The sequence below is a fragment of the Pseudidiomarina xizangensis genome (assembly GCF_052541995.1).
Genome location: NZ_JBOBQA010000001.1, coordinates 444,791 through 458,958 on the forward strand (window position 1 = coordinate 444,791; position 14,168 = coordinate 458,958).

Annotated in this window: 16 protein-coding genes; 7 read left to right on the forward strand and 9 right to left on the reverse strand. The window is 50.9% G+C overall.

From position 1 onward, the window contains the following. The first annotated feature begins 52 nt into the window (after positions 1-52). Complete coding sequence (locus ACQ5ES_RS02050; RefSeq protein ID WP_445014301.1) at positions 53-385, forward strand: LapA family protein; 333 nt, start codon at positions 53-55, stop codon at positions 383-385. Here ACQ5ES_RS02050 and ACQ5ES_RS02055 read toward each other — a convergent pair. From ACQ5ES_RS02055 to ACQ5ES_RS02065, 3 genes are read right to left on the reverse strand one after another with little or no spacing between them, the layout of a single operon-like run. Beyond that, positions 369-893 (reverse strand): DUF2937 family protein, encoded by a 525-nt coding sequence (locus ACQ5ES_RS02055; RefSeq protein WP_445014302.1) that lies wholly within the window; start codon positions 891-893, stop codon positions 369-371. The two genes, ACQ5ES_RS02050 and ACQ5ES_RS02055, sit on opposite strands and share 17 nt — an antisense overlap. 57 nt (positions 894-950) lie before the next feature. Beyond that, positions 951-4,058, reverse strand: a complete 3,108-nt coding sequence (locus ACQ5ES_RS02060) for an efflux RND transporter permease subunit (protein WP_445014303.1) — start codon at positions 4,056-4,058, stop codon at positions 951-953. Positions 4,059-4,061: 3 nt separating this feature from the next. Then, entirely contained in the window at positions 4,062-5,204 is a 1,143-nt protein-coding gene (locus ACQ5ES_RS02065) for an efflux RND transporter periplasmic adaptor subunit (RefSeq protein ID WP_445014304.1), read from the reverse strand. A gap of 141 nt (positions 5,205-5,345) precedes the next feature. On the opposite strand from ACQ5ES_RS02065, the gene ACQ5ES_RS02070 reads away from it, so the two are divergent. The 4 genes from ACQ5ES_RS02070 (at position 5,346) to ACQ5ES_RS02085 (ending at position 9,770) form a co-directional block, all read left to right on the forward strand. Further along, positions 5,346-5,786, forward strand: a complete 441-nt coding sequence (locus tag ACQ5ES_RS02070) for a hypothetical protein (protein ID WP_445014305.1) — start codon at positions 5,346-5,348, stop codon at positions 5,784-5,786. A gap of 11 nt (positions 5,787-5,797) precedes the next feature. Beyond that, positions 5,798-7,168, forward strand: a complete 1,371-nt coding sequence (locus tag ACQ5ES_RS02075; RefSeq protein WP_445014306.1) for a M28 family metallopeptidase — start codon at positions 5,798-5,800, stop codon at positions 7,166-7,168. Next, positions 7,168-7,758, forward strand: a complete 591-nt coding sequence (locus ACQ5ES_RS02080) for a YqaA family protein (protein ID WP_445014307.1) — start codon at positions 7,168-7,170, stop codon at positions 7,756-7,758. Before ACQ5ES_RS02075 ends, ACQ5ES_RS02080 begins: the two co-directional genes overlap by 1 nt. Positions 7,759-7,943: 185 nt before the next feature. Next, positions 7,944-9,770 (forward strand): ABC transporter ATP-binding protein, encoded by a 1,827-nt coding sequence (locus ACQ5ES_RS02085; RefSeq protein WP_445014308.1) that lies wholly within the window; start codon positions 7,944-7,946, stop codon positions 9,768-9,770. 49 nt (positions 9,771-9,819) lie between these two features. Here ACQ5ES_RS02085 and ACQ5ES_RS02090 read toward each other — a convergent pair whose 3' ends face one another. The 6 genes from ACQ5ES_RS02090 to merT form a co-directional block, all read right to left on the reverse strand. Beyond that, on the reverse strand, positions 9,820-10,257 hold the full coding sequence (locus tag ACQ5ES_RS02090; RefSeq protein ID WP_445014309.1) for a glutamate synthase-related protein: 438 nt from the start codon (positions 10,255-10,257) through the stop codon (positions 9,820-9,822). Next, positions 10,178-10,387: a rhodanese-like domain-containing protein gene (locus ACQ5ES_RS02095; RefSeq protein ID WP_445014310.1), complete on the reverse strand. Its 210-nt coding sequence runs from the start codon at positions 10,385-10,387 to the stop codon at positions 10,178-10,180. Before ACQ5ES_RS02095 ends, ACQ5ES_RS02090 begins: the two co-directional genes overlap by 80 nt. A 15-nt stretch (positions 10,388-10,402) precedes the next feature. Further along, the gene (locus ACQ5ES_RS02100) at positions 10,403-10,792 is read right to left on the reverse strand and encodes a hypothetical protein (protein ID WP_445014311.1); all 390 of its coding nucleotides are present in this window, start codon (positions 10,790-10,792) and stop codon (positions 10,403-10,405) included. Between the two features lie 273 nt (positions 10,793-11,065). After that, entirely contained in the window at positions 11,066-12,472 is a 1,407-nt protein-coding gene (merA, locus tag ACQ5ES_RS02105) for a mercury(II) reductase (RefSeq protein ID WP_445014312.1), read from the reverse strand. Positions 12,473-12,513: 41 nt separating this feature from the next. Then, entirely contained in the window at positions 12,514-12,810 is a 297-nt protein-coding gene (gene merP, locus ACQ5ES_RS02110) for a mercury resistance system periplasmic binding protein MerP (RefSeq protein ID WP_445014313.1), read from the reverse strand. A 13-nt stretch (positions 12,811-12,823) separates the two neighbouring features. After that, positions 12,824-13,180 carry a mercuric ion transporter MerT gene (merT, locus tag ACQ5ES_RS02115; protein WP_445014314.1) on the reverse strand — a complete coding sequence of 119 codons (357 nt, stop codon included), beginning with the start codon at positions 13,178-13,180 and terminating at the stop codon, positions 12,824-12,826. A gap of 73 nt (positions 13,181-13,253) precedes the next feature. Between merT and merR the strand changes: the two genes are divergently transcribed. Next, entirely contained in the window at positions 13,254-13,691 is a 438-nt protein-coding gene (gene merR / locus ACQ5ES_RS02120; protein ID WP_445014315.1) for a mercury resistance transcriptional regulator MerR, read from the forward strand. Between the two features lie 188 nt (positions 13,692-13,879). Beyond that, positions 13,880-14,116 carry a hypothetical protein gene (locus ACQ5ES_RS02125; protein ID WP_445014316.1) on the forward strand — a complete coding sequence of 79 codons (237 nt, stop codon included), beginning with the start codon at positions 13,880-13,882 and terminating at the stop codon, positions 14,114-14,116. Positions 14,117-14,168 lie beyond the last annotated feature (52 nt).

The following is a 14,168-nucleotide window of genomic DNA, read 5'->3' on the forward strand; positions in this document are numbered from 1 at the left end:
ATGGCCTCAATAGTAGTAGTAGGACGAAATAAACAGTGAGTAGCAGTTAATTATGATGATTTATATTCGCCAATGGCAAGAAAAGATAAAACCACAACCCGGTGCCAACCCACTTATGGTGGTACTGAGTTGGTTACTACTGGGTATCATGCTGCTGGTAGCTCTTGGTTTAGGTTTGATCTTCTTGTTGGTGGGATGGATTTTACTGTTACCTATGCTCTGGCGGAAGCGCCGTCAAATTAAGCAAGTGTGGCAATTTAATAAGGCCGCTCAACAAGCGCAGCGCGATGCCCGGCAACGTCAAGAGCGTCAGCGTGAACAACGCGACAACCAAAACGACAGCTCGGTTATTGACGGTGAGTATTCCGTTAAGAACGACGATTAGTATAACCACGATGGCGTCGCCGCCGGCGCCACATTCCTTTCCATGTAGCGCCTAACGTGTCGATGATGACCACTAGCACTAAAGCAAATAACCCGCCGGTTGCTATGGCTTGTTGGTTGAGCGGTACATTAAAACTGTAGTGCTCCAGCGTACCCGTCATTAATTCTTCATCATGCCGCCAAGCCAGCGACCAAAGCTGGGTTGGATAATCTGCTTGGAAATAACGTTGCTGTTGTTCGAAGGTTTGTACCCGCTGAACTAAATTGCTTATGATTTTTGCTTCTTCTTGAAAAGCGGGTTGTTGATTCTCTTCGTGTGCTTCAATCAGGCCACTTATCTGGCCATTATAATACGTATCCGCGATGGCCTGATACTGCTGATAATAGACCATGGCCTCAGCGTACTGTGCTGCCAGCCGCTGTTGATATTGGGCAAGTAGGTTTGGTGCTTGAATGCCCATGAGTAGGGCGGCAGCAGCGAGACAGAGAATGAAGTATCGATAAATCATAAGCTATGGCTACCCCAGAAATGTGAGATAACCATAGCATGACATCAGGTACATCGACTAGTCCTCTTCGCGGACCTTGGGTGGGAAGGCTCGTCGCACAATATAGAACAATAGCGGGACAAAGAAGATCGCCAGGATGGTGCCGCCAAGCATCCCCCCGATCACCCCAGTACCAATCGCTTGTCGACTTACCGCACCCGCACCTGTTGATAGTGCTAGGGGGAGAACGCCGAAGGTGAAAGCGAGTGAGGTCATCAGGATTGGTCGCAAACGCAGACGCACGGCTTCCAGGGTTGCCTCAAGCAGTTCCTTACCTTGTGCCTGCAGATCTTTGGCAAACTCGACAATCAGGATGGCGTTACGTGCTGACACGCCAACCGTCGTCAACAGGCCAACCTGAAAGTAAACATCGTTTTCCAGACCGCGCATGGTTGCGGCAATGACCGCACCTAAAATACCTAAAGGCACGACCAACATGACCGAGAACGGAATTGACCAACTCTCGTATAAAGCTGATAAACAGAGGAATACGATCAGCAACGATAATGCATAGAGCAGCGGAGCCTGGTCACCGGAAGCTTTCTCTTCAAGTGAAATTCCCGTCCATTCAAAACCGATGCCTGCTGGCAGCTGGCCGATAAGTTGCTCCATGGTCATCATGGCATCACCAGAAGCATAGCCCTCAGCAGCTTCACCTTGAATGTTCATGGCTGGTACGCCGTTATAACGCTCCAGTCGCTGCGGTCCAAAGGTCCAGCTTGAGCTGGCAAAAGCGGAGAAGGGCACCATTTGACCCTCATCGTTGCGCACATACCATTGCTTGAGATCATCTGGAGTCATGCGGCTTTGGGCATTCCCCTGAACATAAACCTGTTTCACCCGACCGCGATCAATAAAGTCATTCACGTAGGTCGAACCGAACGCTGAGCCAAGCGTTGCATTGATTGAATTAATCGACAGACCTAAAGCTTTTGCTTTTTGAAAGTCGACTTCCACACGAAACTGCGAGGTATCTTCGAGACCATTCGGCCGTACCCCGGTTAAGGCTTCTTGTTGTGCAGCCATACCCAACAATTGGTTACGCGCATTGAGTAAAGCCTCATGTCCTAAGCCACCGCGGTCCTGCAGATACAAGCTAAAGCCGGTGGCATTGCCGAGGGCTGGAATGGAAGGCAGATTAAACGCAAAGATCATTGCTTCACGGATCTGACTGAGGTGTCCCATGGCGCGACCAATAATAGCGTCGACCTGTAACTCAGGTGATGTGCGCTCAGACCAGTCGGTCATGCGCACGAAGGCCAGACCAGAGTTTTGTCCCTGGCCACTGAAACTAAAGCCGACTACGGAGAATACCGAGCGAATTCCGGGGGCATTATCAAGGTAGTAATCCTCAATTTTTTGCATGGTGTCAAACGACTGCTCCTGAGTTGCTCCTGCTGGCAATTGCATTTGGGTTAAAAATACCCCGCGGTCTTCGTCTGGAATAAAGGAACTGGGCATGCGTACAAACATTATGCCCAGCACCACAATTAACGCCAGATAGATAACCACAAAACGCACACTACGCTTAATAATGCCTTGTACTGAAGTTGTGTAACTCTCAATCAGCCGGTTAAGACCGCGATTGAAGGCGCCTAAGATACCTTTGTTCTGCTTTTCATGATCAACAGGTTTTAGTAAAGTTGCACACAAAGCAGGACTAAAGATAATAGCTACCATGACCGAGAGTCCCATGGCCGAAATGATGGTAATGGAAAATTGTCGGTACACCGCCCCCGTCGATCCGCCGAAGAAGGCCATGGGTACAAACACTGCGGCCATAACCAGGCCAATCGCAACTAAGGCTCCGGTGATCTGACTCATGGATTTAATCGTGGCCTTGCGCGGCGACAGTTTTTCTTCGCTCATCAGGCGCTCAACGTTCTCGACCACCACAATGGCATCATCCACCAGTAAGCCGATCGCCAACACGATGCCAAACATGGTCAAGGTATTAATACTAAAACCAAAGGCCGACATAATGCCGAAGGTGCCGAGCAGTACCACTGGAATTGCTAGCGCGGGGATAAGGGTAGCGCGGAAGTTTTGCAGGAACAAAAACATCAGCAGGAACACCAAAACCACTGCTTCAAACAGAATCTTGACCACTTCGGTGATGGCTATCTCGACAAAAGGAGTGGTGTCGTAGGGAATCACCAGCTCAACGCCCGGTGGGAAAAACTGTTCCAGCTCGGCGACAGTTTCTTTCACTGCGGCGGCGGTGTCCAGCGCGTTGGCACCGGTTGCCAGATTGATTGCTAAGCCCGAAGCCGCTTCACGATTGTAGCGCGCGATAGTGCCATAATTCTCACCACCTAATTCGACGTGCGCGACATCAGCTACGGTTACTGAAGAGCCATCGTTATTTACCCGCAGTAGAATTTGCTCGAACTGCTCGACACTTTCAAGCCGCGTTTGAGCAATGATTGATGCGGTCAGACGTTGCCCTTCAACGGCAGGTGTACCGCCCAGACGTCCAGCGGCGACTTGATTGTTTTGCTCGCGTAACGCTAAAACGACGTCTTCCGTTGTCAGTTTAAAACGGGTCAACTTTTGTGGATCTAACCAAATTCGCATTGCATAGGGCGAGCCAAATAATTGCACATTACCGACACCAGGGGTACGTGCAATAGGATCCTGAATGTTACTGGCAATGTAGTCGCCGAGGTCAATCTGATTAAAATCTGGATTATCAGAAACTAACGCCAATACCATTAAGAATGAATTATTGGACTTCGCCACCACGATCCCCTGATCTTGCACGGCCTGCGGTAACAAAGGAACGACTAACTGCAACTTGTTCTGAACCTGTACCTGGGCGATATCAGGGTCAGTGCCAGCAGCGAAGGTCAGGGTGATGCTGGTATTGCCGGCAGAGTCACTGGTTGAGGAAAAATACTTGAGGTTATCGATACCGTTGAGGTTTTGCTCAATCAGCTGAGTGACACTTTCCTCTAAGGTTTCAGCAGTCGCCCCCGGGTACGTCGCATTGATTTGTACCGATGGTGGTGCAATCTCTGGGTACTGCTCTACCGGTAGCTGCGTTACCGCGAGACCACCAGCAAGCATGATGATGATTGCAATAACCCAGGCGAAAATCGGACGGTCGATGAAAAATTTGGCCATAGTTTATTTCACTTCTTCCGTTTTTACCGTTGCACCGGGTTGTACCTTTTGCAGACCTTCAACAATAATCTGGTCGCCAGCGGATAAACCTGAGCGGACGATCCAGTTGCTGCCGGATGTTTCGGAAACTTCAATGTAACGTTGCTCGACCAGCCCATCAGCGTTCACAACGAGCGCAACTGCGCGTCCGCGTGGATCGCGTGAGACTCCCGTTTGCGGTGCGAGTAGCGCATTAGTTAGAGTGCCAGTCGCTATTTCAGCAGTGACAAACATACCTGGTAGGATACGACGTTCTGGATTATTGAACTTGGCACGCAACGCGATTGAACTCGTTGACGGCTCGACCGTTACTTCATTGAAGAGCAATTTTCCTTCGGCGATAACTTCAGCCCCGCCGTTGGCAAAGAGTTTTACGCTGGCCTGACGATTTGCATCGATCCGAATACGGCCGGCGGTAATCGCTTCCTGCAACTGCAAATACGCCTCGCTGCTTTGTTGGATATCGATGTAAATCGGATCCAATTGATGAATCGTCGTTAACGGCTGACTTTGCCCGACACTAACCAGCGCACCCTCGGTGAGCACTGAACGACCGATACGACCATTAATTGGCGCCTTTACAGCTGTGTAGTCAAGGTTAAGCGCGGCACGTTGTTGTTGCGCTTCAGCCACTTTTAACTGGGCCTGAGCTTGCAAGTAAGCCGCTTCAGCTTCGTCGAATTCCTGCTGACTGACCGCTTTGTCGGCTAACAGGTCACGAAACCGATTAAACCGCGCACTGGCCGCACTCAAGCTTGCTTTAGCTTGAGCTACGGCAGCTTTAGCTGAAGCGAGGTCTGCTTGATAGATTGCCGGGTCGATGCGATAAAGCGATTGACCTGCCTCAACCTCGCTACCCTCGACGAACAGTTGCTGTTGCAAAATTCCACTTACTTGCGGACGGACTTCTGCGCTACGATAAGCGGTAGCTCGGCCTGGCAGTGTCGTCGTTAACTCAAGTGGCTGGGTTGCAAGCGTAACCACGCCAACCGTCTGCCGTTGCTGAGCTTGTGCCGGAGCAGATTGCTCTGCATCACTGCAACCGGCAATTAACATCGCGCTACTAAAGACGGCGATGGCCAGTGGTGATAGGGTACGTTGACGCATGTTATGACTACCTCATTTGAATTTTACGTAAAGCTTAATGAGCTTGTATAGATGCACGTAATTATACATACATACATGAATGTTTGTAAGTCAAAATCACAAATTCCATCGATTGCTACGTGACTTAAAGGGTAATAGTTTATGTCAGTAACTTTTAAAAAGAGTCTGGTTGCGGCTTTTGTCGTGTTAATCATAGGTAGCTTAGCAAGTTGGCTATGGCATAGTGCCGCGCAGAAAAACAGCTCGAAACAACGTAATGCCCTTTATCAAGAGCTACTCGAACTCTCCGGTAAGCTTAACCGCGATTTACCGCGTTTGCTCGATAAACAGACGCGTTTTGATCGCGCTGAAGTTGTAAATTATGGTATGCGTTTCTATTACACGCTGATTCGCGTTGATCGCTTTGTTCATGATGAGAACGATTTTGAACAACAAGTTAAGCCCGCTATGTTGCATGAGTATTGCACTGGCGAAGCATTAAAATTCTATCGGGAAGAAGCTGATTTTGTTGAGTTCCGTTATTTAGATCAGAACGAACTAAATTTGTTTACTTTACGCTTTACTCCAGAAGATTGTGAATAAGAGGTTCACTTATGAAATCCATTGCTTTATCGAGTCTGTTTGGTCTTGCACTCGCAACGAGCGCGCAAGCAGAAACTATCAATTATCAAGACCAGGGAAAGTTGCATGCGATCGCAGCAGCTGTTTCTGCTGAGCGTATCGAACAGGATATTACCAAGCTGGTGAGTTTTGGCACCCGCCACACCCTTTCTGAAACTGAGTCTGATACCCGTGGTATCGGTGCCGCGCGGCGTTGGATAAAGGCTGAGTTTGAGGAAATTTCAGCGGCCTGTGGCGACTGTTTAGAGGTTTACTTCCAGTCTGAAGTGATTAGCGGTGAATCACGCATTCCGAATCCAACGGAAGTAGTGAGTGTGATTGCAGTGCAACGTGGCAAAATTGATCCGAACCGTTACGTGATTATGTCTGGTGATATCGATTCACGTGTTTCTGACGTGATGAACGCCACCGCGGATGCGCCCGGTGCGAACGACAACGCTTCTGGTGTGGCGGGTACACTCGAAGCGGCGCGCGTATTAAGCCAGTATGAGTTTGCTGGAACTATTGTTTATGCTGCGTTAGCCGGCGAAGAGCAGGGCTTGTTTGGCGGTAAAATTATGGCAGAGCAAGCGCAGGCTGACGGTTGGCGCATCAAAGCCGTCTTGAACAACGATATGATTGGCAACATTGCGGGGGTGAATGGGGTTATCAATAATTCCACCGCCCGTATTTTTGCCGAAGGTACGCGCATGGACGAGACTGACGATGAAGCTCGCAGTCGTCGTTATACCGGTGGTGAAGTTGATTCACCAAGTCGTAACCTCGCGCGTTACATTGACTGGATGGCCGATCGTTATATTCCAAACTTAGATACCATGGTGATTTATCGCCTTGACCGATTTGGCCGTGGCGGACACCACCGTCCGTTCAATGACTTGGGGTATCCGGGCGTTCGTATTATGGAAACCAATGAGAACTACAATCGCCAGCATCAGGACTTGAGAGTCGAAGATGGTATTGAGTATGGCGATACACTCGAGGGGGTAAACTTTGACTATGCGGCAAAACTTACCGCACTCAATGCGGTTTCGTTGGCCAGCATGGCATGGGCGCCTAGTCCGCCAGCCGAGGTGAGTATTGCGGGTGCAGTAGCTCCGAGCACAACCCTTAAATGGCAACCTGCCGCAGGCGACGAAGGAGATCATATCGCCGGTTATCGCGTTTACTGGCGTCATACCGATGCACCAAATTGGGAGTTTAGTCGTGATGTCGGTTTGGTGACTGAATACACCCTTGAGAACATCGTTATCGATAATTACTTCTTTGGCGTCGCCAGTGTCAGTGAAGACGGTTTTGAAAGCCCAGTTGTATTTCCGGGCCCTGCAGGTGCGTTTGGCGAGTAATGACCCGGCCTGATAATAAGCGTGCCAACAAGTGGTTGGCACGCATTCTCGATTCGAATCATATTTTATGGATGATTTTCCTGCTCTCACTGCTGGAATCCATCATCTTGCCTGTGCCCTTAGAACTCGTTCTGATCCCGCTTTTGCTACACAAACGGGAGCGCTGGTTTGTGATTGCGACCGTCACTCTTACAGGATGTCTGGTCGGTGCAACTATAGGGTACTCTATCGGCGTTTTCTTTTTCGACACCGCCGGGCAATGGCTCATTCAATGGTTTGGATTTACCTCAGAATTCTCAGAATTCCAGCAGGACTTTGACGAACATGGATTTTCTACTTTACTGTTGGTCGGCATTACACCTGTCCCGTTTCAGATCGGGATGCTTGCAGCAGGCAGTGCAAACTATCCCTTCCTATTCTTTTTCCTGGCGTCTTTGATTGCCCGTGGTATTCGCTATTACGGACTGGCTCTACTGGTTAACTGGTTCGGTGAACGTTTTCTTAACTGGTGGCAAGCACATCGCCAACGCTTTGGCTGGAGTCTGTTAGTAGTAGGTTTAGCTATTTATCTGGCGGTGGTTTTAAGCTAACCAGTGCAATCCGGCCTTTTCCTTCTGAACTCTTTCTATAAATCCTTTTTAAACCCGACAACGGCAGTAAAATAGCGTTCATGTGGTACCTTTTTCGTTTATTATGAGGTTAAAGGGTGACAAGTTAACCGCTAGATGATCCGGCAGAGAAATGCGGTTTAGCTAAAGGATATTTAAGGATAATTATGTTTCGTTGGTTTGAAAACCGCCTGAATCCATTTCCACCGCCAAGTCATGAGCAGCCGCCAAAAGGACTGGTGGCGTTTTGTCGGCATTACACGCAAGGCGCCTGGCTGTACATCTTTGCCGCTGGCCTGTTGATGACGGCCATTGCCATCACTGAGGTTTGGTTATTTAGTTTTATCGGCAACATCGTCGACTGGTTGAGTGAACAGTCGCGAGAAACCTTTGTCGGCGATCAGCTATGGTATTTGGTCGGTATGGCCGCGGTGGTTCTGCTTGTTTTGCCCGCACTCGTGGTGATGCACTCACTGGTCACTTTCCAGTCATTGCTGGGCAATTACCCCATGCGTATTCGTTGGTTGGTGCATAACTACTTATTGCAACAATCCATGGTGTTCTATCAGGATGAGTTTGCTGGACGCATTGCCACCAAGGTCATGCAGACCTCATTAGCGGTGCGTGAAAGTGTTATCAAGCTATTTGATGTCCTTAACTACGTGAGTGTGTATTTCATCGGTACTGTGGTTATTGTGGCGACGGCCGACTGGCGTCTGGCACTACCTCTGCTGGCATGGCTTGGTTGTTATGTGGTGCTGTTACGCTATTTCGTGCCCAAATTGGGTAAGGTCGCTGCAGCGCAAGCCGACGCGCGCTCAGTTATGACCGGCCGTATCGTTGACAGCTACACTAACATTCAAACCGTGAAGTTGTTCTCGCATGCACAACGCGAGAGTGCGTTTGCCAAGGCGGGTATGAATGAGTTCCTTGGTACCGTACACCGGCAAATGCGCTTGGTCACCAAGCTCTATACCTGCCTGTATGTACTTAACTCATTACTCTTGTTCAGTATCGCGGCGTTGGCCATAAGCTTGTGGGTGGATGCCTTGATCAGCGTCGGTGCCATTGCAGTCGCATTGAGCCTGGTGTTGCGCTTATGGGGGATGAGTCAATGGATCATGTGGGAAGTCTCTGCGTTGTTTGAAAATATTGGTACTGTGCAAGACGGGATTAAAACCATATCGGTGCCACAGGTGATTAAAGATGACGAGCAAGCTGCCCCGTTACAGGTGAGTAGAGGTGAAGTTGTCTTTGACCAAGTCAATTTTCATTATTCCGATGACAAGCCGGTACTACGTGATTTCAATTTGCACATTAAACCAGGCGAGAAGATCGGCTTGGTAGGGCGTTCGGGTGCTGGTAAATCAACCCTGGTAAACTTATTGCTGCGGTTTTATGAGCTTAATTCGGGCAGTATTGCCATTGATAAGCAAAATATTGCCAAAGTGACTCAGGACAGTCTGCGCGCACAAATCGGTATGGTCACCCAAGACACCTCGTTGTTGCATCGTTCGGTAAGCGGCAATATTGCCTATGGTCGGCCTGATGCCGATCAGGCGATGATTGAACAAGCAGCAGCGCGAGCTGAAGCGACTAGTTTCATTGCCGATCTCGGAGATGCAGCCGGACGACGCGGTTACGACGCGCATGTTGGTGAGCGCGGAGTAAAGCTCTCCGGTGGGCAACGGCAGCGTATCGCGATTGCCCGTGTGATGTTAAAAGATGCGCCTATTCTGATCCTCGATGAGGCCACCTCGGCACTGGATTCTGAAGTCGAAGCGGCAATTCAAGAAAATTTGTACCGACTCATGGAAGGTAAAACCGTTATCGCGATCGCGCATCGTCTATCGACGATTGCAGCTATGGACCGTTTGGTGGTGATGGACGAGGGCCGAATTATTGAGCAGGGGACGCATACTGAATTGCTGGCGCAAAATGGTCTGTATGCCAGTTTATGGGAACGCCAATCGGGTGGTTTCATCGCGGAATAAAAAAGATGGAGAAATTAAGGTCCGGCCGATAAAACCGTAAAATTTCGCGTTAAATTTGACGGCATTCCAGCCTGTTTGGGTGCCAGGAAGTGGCACTGGCGCCTGACCAGATATGTCGCGGCTGTACCTCCTCCAAACCGTGTAGACCCAAAATGTTCAATAATTCTGTCAAAGCCTTGATCGTGGTATGTTGGTAATTGGCCACTCGTACCCCCTTGTCGGTGACATTCAGCTGTTTGTAGCGCGCCGGGTTTTGCGTGGTGACCCCGGTGGGGCACTTGTCAATATTGCAGCGGCGCGACTGAACGCAGGGCCAGCACAAGCCAGGCCTTTTTGCCACCCTCGTAGTGAATGATTTGGCGATAGCCGAGGCTGGCGAGTCGCTCAGCGGCAAGGCCTGCCCGCTTTCAGCTCTCGCTGGCGCAATACACCACAATGGTGGCCTGCTTATCGGGAAGCCGCTGGGGTGCCTCATCAACAATGTCATCGGAGACAATGTTGATGGCGTCCGGCAGATGCTCCTTGGCGAAGGCGTCGGCCGGTAGGGTGTCGACCAGAACGAAATCATGGCCCTGGGTCTGAAAACCCTGCAGAGTTTCAGTATCGATTCTAGTCATGGTGTATTTCCGTGCTCAGGTCTGAGACGGCTTAGCAAAATAGCGGTCCAGCAGCCACAAGAGCAGGCCGAAAAGAATATGAGGTATAGCAGAGGCGACAATCAATTTGGGGCTGATCGCCAGGCCAGCGAAACCCCAACCGACAATGGGAAAGAATACCGCCAGGATGACAACCCACAGTGCGGCAGCCAGGGCCAGTGCGGTCAGCAGGTTTTTGCGTGGAAAATAGCGCACGAACACCACCGACCAGAAAGTTACGTAGGCGGTGTGAAAGAGTAAACCAACCGGCATCGGCAGACTGCGTCCCAGCAGGGTCTCGGCTAAGGCCAGCGATGGCGGCTGAGGAAATGGTGAGATGCCGGCTTTCATCAGGATCACCGCAACAATGGCGGTCAGGATAGACACGCCAATGCCTATACCTATTGCCCGTACCCAAGTCGGTTTATTAGGTGTGGAATGTGTCTCAGATGTAGAATCTATCATGGTTAGTCTCCGTTCAGTTCTAAGAAAGCTTCTTGGTGTCTGGAATAGCTGTACCGGTCGTAGGACAATATGGTCTACCTTTTTCGCCACCATTTTGTCGTTTATTTGCTGTTAACTGTCTTGATTCACACTTCAAGAATAGATGGAATATTCAATTTATGAACTATTTAAATATCGATTCTATTCATAGAGTCATTATCCCGCACAGCAAGACAACTGTTTCACATCTTTGGTGAAGGTCTGAGCACAAAGTTTGAGGCCTTCCACCATGGTGAGGTAGGGAAACAGTTCATTACCGATGTCTTCTACCGTCATTCGAGCCCTTAGCGCCATCACCGCCGTCTGGATCAGCTCACCGGCTTCCGCGGCCACCGCCTGCACACCCAGCAAGCGGCCTGAGTCACGCTCAGCGACCATTTTGATAAATCCATGAGTCTCGAAATTGACTAGTGCCCGGGGCACGTTGTCCAGATCGAGCACACGGGTATCCACGTTGAAACCTTGCTCAAGCGCCTCGGCTTCCGTCAGTCCAACGGTGGCAACCTGTGGGTCAGTAAACATCACCCCCGGCATGGCGCTGAGATCCAGAGTAGCCTCGCCTCCCGTCATATTGACAGCGGCACGACTGCCCCCGGCAGCGGCGACATAGACAAACTGCGGCTGATCGGTGCAGTCACCGGCGGCATAGATACCGGGAACGGTGGTTTGCAGATGCTCATCCACCTGAATGGCGCCACGGGAGGTTTCCACGCCGATGCCCTCCAGGTTCAGGGCTTCGGTATTGGGTGTCCGGCCGGTCGCTACCAGCAGTTGATCCGCTCGCAAGTTGCCAGCATTGGTGTCCATGATGAATTCATTGTCGGTATAGTCCACACGGCTGGCCTGGGTCTGCCTGAGCACCTCGATGCCCTCGCACCTGAACGCGGCGTCTATGGCCTCACCGATGGTAGGGTCTTCACCGGATAGCAGGCGACTGCGGGCCAATACGGTGACCTTGCTCCCCAGTCGCACAAACGCCTGGGCCAGTTCCAGAGCAACAAATCCGGCACCGATGACGATCAGTCGTTCGGGAATGGTTTCCAGTAACAGCGCAGTGGTAGAGGTGAGATAGGGCGTTTCAGCCAGGCCCGGTATCGGTGGTTCTGCCGGACGGGCGCCGGTGCCGATAAAGGTGCGATCGAAATGGACCGTCTGCTCACCGCCGTCGTTCAGCTGGATCGTCAGGGTATGGGCATCGACAAACCGGGCCTCACCGTTCAGCACCGTGATGGCCGTCTGATCGCGCAGTATGCTTTCGTATTTATTGTCACGCAGCTCTTCGACACGTGCCTGCTGTTGCTGAAGCAGTTTCGTCCGGTCTACCTTCGGAGCCTTGGCGCTCACCCCCTCGTCAAAGGGGCTTTCCTTGCGCAGATGCGCGATATGCGCGGCGCGAATCATTATCTTCGAGGGCACGCAGCCGGTATTCACACAGGTGCCCCCGATGGTGCCGCGTTCAATCAGGGTGATACGGGCGCCGCGCTCGACCGCTTTCAGGGCGGCCGCCATGGCTGCTCCGCCGCTGCCGATCACCGCGATATGCAGGTGCTTGTCATTACTCATTTTACGTTCATTCGCAGCAGGGTTTTAGGGTTTTTCATAGGTTACTCCGGATCGACTTCCGTGGCAGTTTGAGTTGAGGGGTACCCAGCGTTAGTGGTGGCCTGGGTCAGTGCCTTCACTGATGTCCGGGTGTCGTCGAAGGTGACCACAGCCTCACGCTCGGGGTAGCTCACCTCGACTTGCGAGACACCGTCCACCTTGTTGAGGGCGGCCTTGACGGTGAACGGACAGGCCGCGCAGGTCATGCCCGGCACCGATAGGGTGACAGTCTGCAGGGCTGCTAGGGCTGGCGCACTGAGCAGGGCAAGTAGCGTGATAAGGGTGAAACGAGCTTTCATGGGAGCTATCCTTTTAGTAGTAAAGCGGGAGTGCGTAAGGGAACAACAAGGCAATCAGGACCAACACTGACACCACCCAGAAGATCACCTTATAGGCGACCCGGACTCGGGGGACGGCGCAGACTTCGCCGGGCTGGCATTCTTCCACTGGCCGATAGATGCGGCGCCAGGCGAAGAACATGGCTACCAATGCGACGCCGATGAAAATCGGACGATAGGGTTCAAGAGCCGTGAGGTTACCGATCCAGGCACCGGAGACCCCCAGCGTGATCAACACTAGCGGTCCAATACAGCAGGCTGAGGCCAAAAGCGCCGCGATCCCTCCGGTAACCAGAGCCAAGGGGCCGCGCCCCGATTTGGAATTCAACATAGCGGTTACACCTTTCATAACTTTGCTCGATGAAATAAGCTTACTCCCGTAGTCAGCTACGGAGTCAAGGCGTATGTCGGATAAAGTGAATTCATTGACCATCGGGAGCTTGGCCAAGGCAGCTAATGTCACTGTCGAGACGATCCGCTATTACCAGCGACGAGGGCTAATACCGGAGCCCCAACGTCCTCCAGGTGGTATTCGACGCTATGGTTCCGGCGATATTGAAAGGTTGACGTTCGTAAAAACGGCGCAGCAGTTAGGCTTTAGTCTCGACGAGATTGACAACCTATTCCAGCTGGAAGATGGTGCCCACTGTCAGGAAGCCAGTGCTCTTGCCGAACACAAGCTGAGAGATGTGCGTGACAAGATCGACAAACTGAAACGCGTTGAAACGGTGCTGAGCGACATGGTTGATCGGTGTTGCGCACACCAAGGCAATATCACTTGCCCTCTAATTGCGTCATTGCATGAGGGGATTCAGGACGAGGACGGGGACTCAGGCGACTAGCCCATGCCGTTCTCCGGAGTGTAACCTAATTGAGATCCTGCAACTTTGGTGATTAGAACAGGTTATTTCTACCGGTATTTACCTAAATTTTACGGATAAATTTGTATTTTTTTTATACACTGCTATTAGAGTAACGGGCGGTACACTAACTTAGTATCCCCGTTGTTTTTAATGGAGTGATAAAGAAAATGCGCAAGTTATTGATATTAACAATTTTTGCGGCTGCATTTTATCAATACTATTATGGTGGATTCGGTGCGCACTTGATGCCTGATGTCGATTTAGGCCAAGTTGCAGGTGAATTAAAACGCAAAGCCACCGAAAAAGACCCATCCAAACTTACGTTGAAATGTCCTCCTGGACATTATGTTGCCGTCGATCAACAACTACAGACCGCGAGCTGTCAGGCCCGCACGCGATTGTAACAGAGCGTAAAAGCCCCTTTACCTGATTTGCTTGCTCCAGTATCTTTAACCT

Coding starts and splice junctions, on each gene's coding strand:
- ACQ5ES_RS02080 (WP_445014307.1), top strand. CDS start 7,168: ATGACCCGGCCTGATAATAAGCGTGCCAACAAGTGGTTGGCACGCATT.
- merA (WP_445014312.1), bottom strand. CDS start 12,472: ATGAGTAATGACAAGCACCTGCATATCGCGGTGATCGGCAGCGGCGGA.
- ACQ5ES_RS02095 (WP_445014310.1), bottom strand. CDS start 10,387: ATGACTAGAATCGATACTGAAACTCTGCAGGGTTTTCAGACCCAGGGC.
- ACQ5ES_RS02065 (WP_445014304.1), bottom strand. CDS start 5,204: ATGCGTCAACGTACCCTATCACCACTGGCCATCGCCGTCTTTAGTAGC.
- ACQ5ES_RS02055 (WP_445014302.1), bottom strand. CDS start 893: ATGATTTATCGATACTTCATTCTCTGTCTCGCTGCTGCCGCCCTACTC.
- ACQ5ES_RS02075 (WP_445014306.1), top strand. CDS start 5,798: ATGAAATCCATTGCTTTATCGAGTCTGTTTGGTCTTGCACTCGCAACG.
- ACQ5ES_RS02060 (WP_445014303.1), bottom strand. CDS start 4,058: ATGGCCAAATTTTTCATCGACCGTCCGATTTTCGCCTGGGTTATTGCA.
- merR (WP_445014315.1), top strand. CDS start 13,254: ATGTCGGATAAAGTGAATTCATTGACCATCGGGAGCTTGGCCAAGGCA.
- merT (WP_445014314.1), bottom strand. CDS start 13,180: ATGTTGAATTCCAAATCGGGGCGCGGCCCCTTGGCTCTGGTTACCGGA.
- ACQ5ES_RS02070 (WP_445014305.1), top strand. CDS start 5,346: ATGTCAGTAACTTTTAAAAAGAGTCTGGTTGCGGCTTTTGTCGTGTTA.
- ACQ5ES_RS02050 (WP_445014301.1), top strand. CDS start 53: ATGATGATTTATATTCGCCAATGGCAAGAAAAGATAAAACCACAACCC.
- merP (WP_445014313.1), bottom strand. CDS start 12,810: ATGAAAGCTCGTTTCACCCTTATCACGCTACTTGCCCTGCTCAGTGCG.
- ACQ5ES_RS02125 (WP_445014316.1), top strand. CDS start 13,880: ATGCGCAAGTTATTGATATTAACAATTTTTGCGGCTGCATTTTATCAA.
- ACQ5ES_RS02085 (WP_445014308.1), top strand. CDS start 7,944: ATGTTTCGTTGGTTTGAAAACCGCCTGAATCCATTTCCACCGCCAAGT.
- ACQ5ES_RS02090 (WP_445014309.1), bottom strand. CDS start 10,257: ATGACATTGTTGATGAGGCACCCCAGCGGCTTCCCGATAAGCAGGCCA.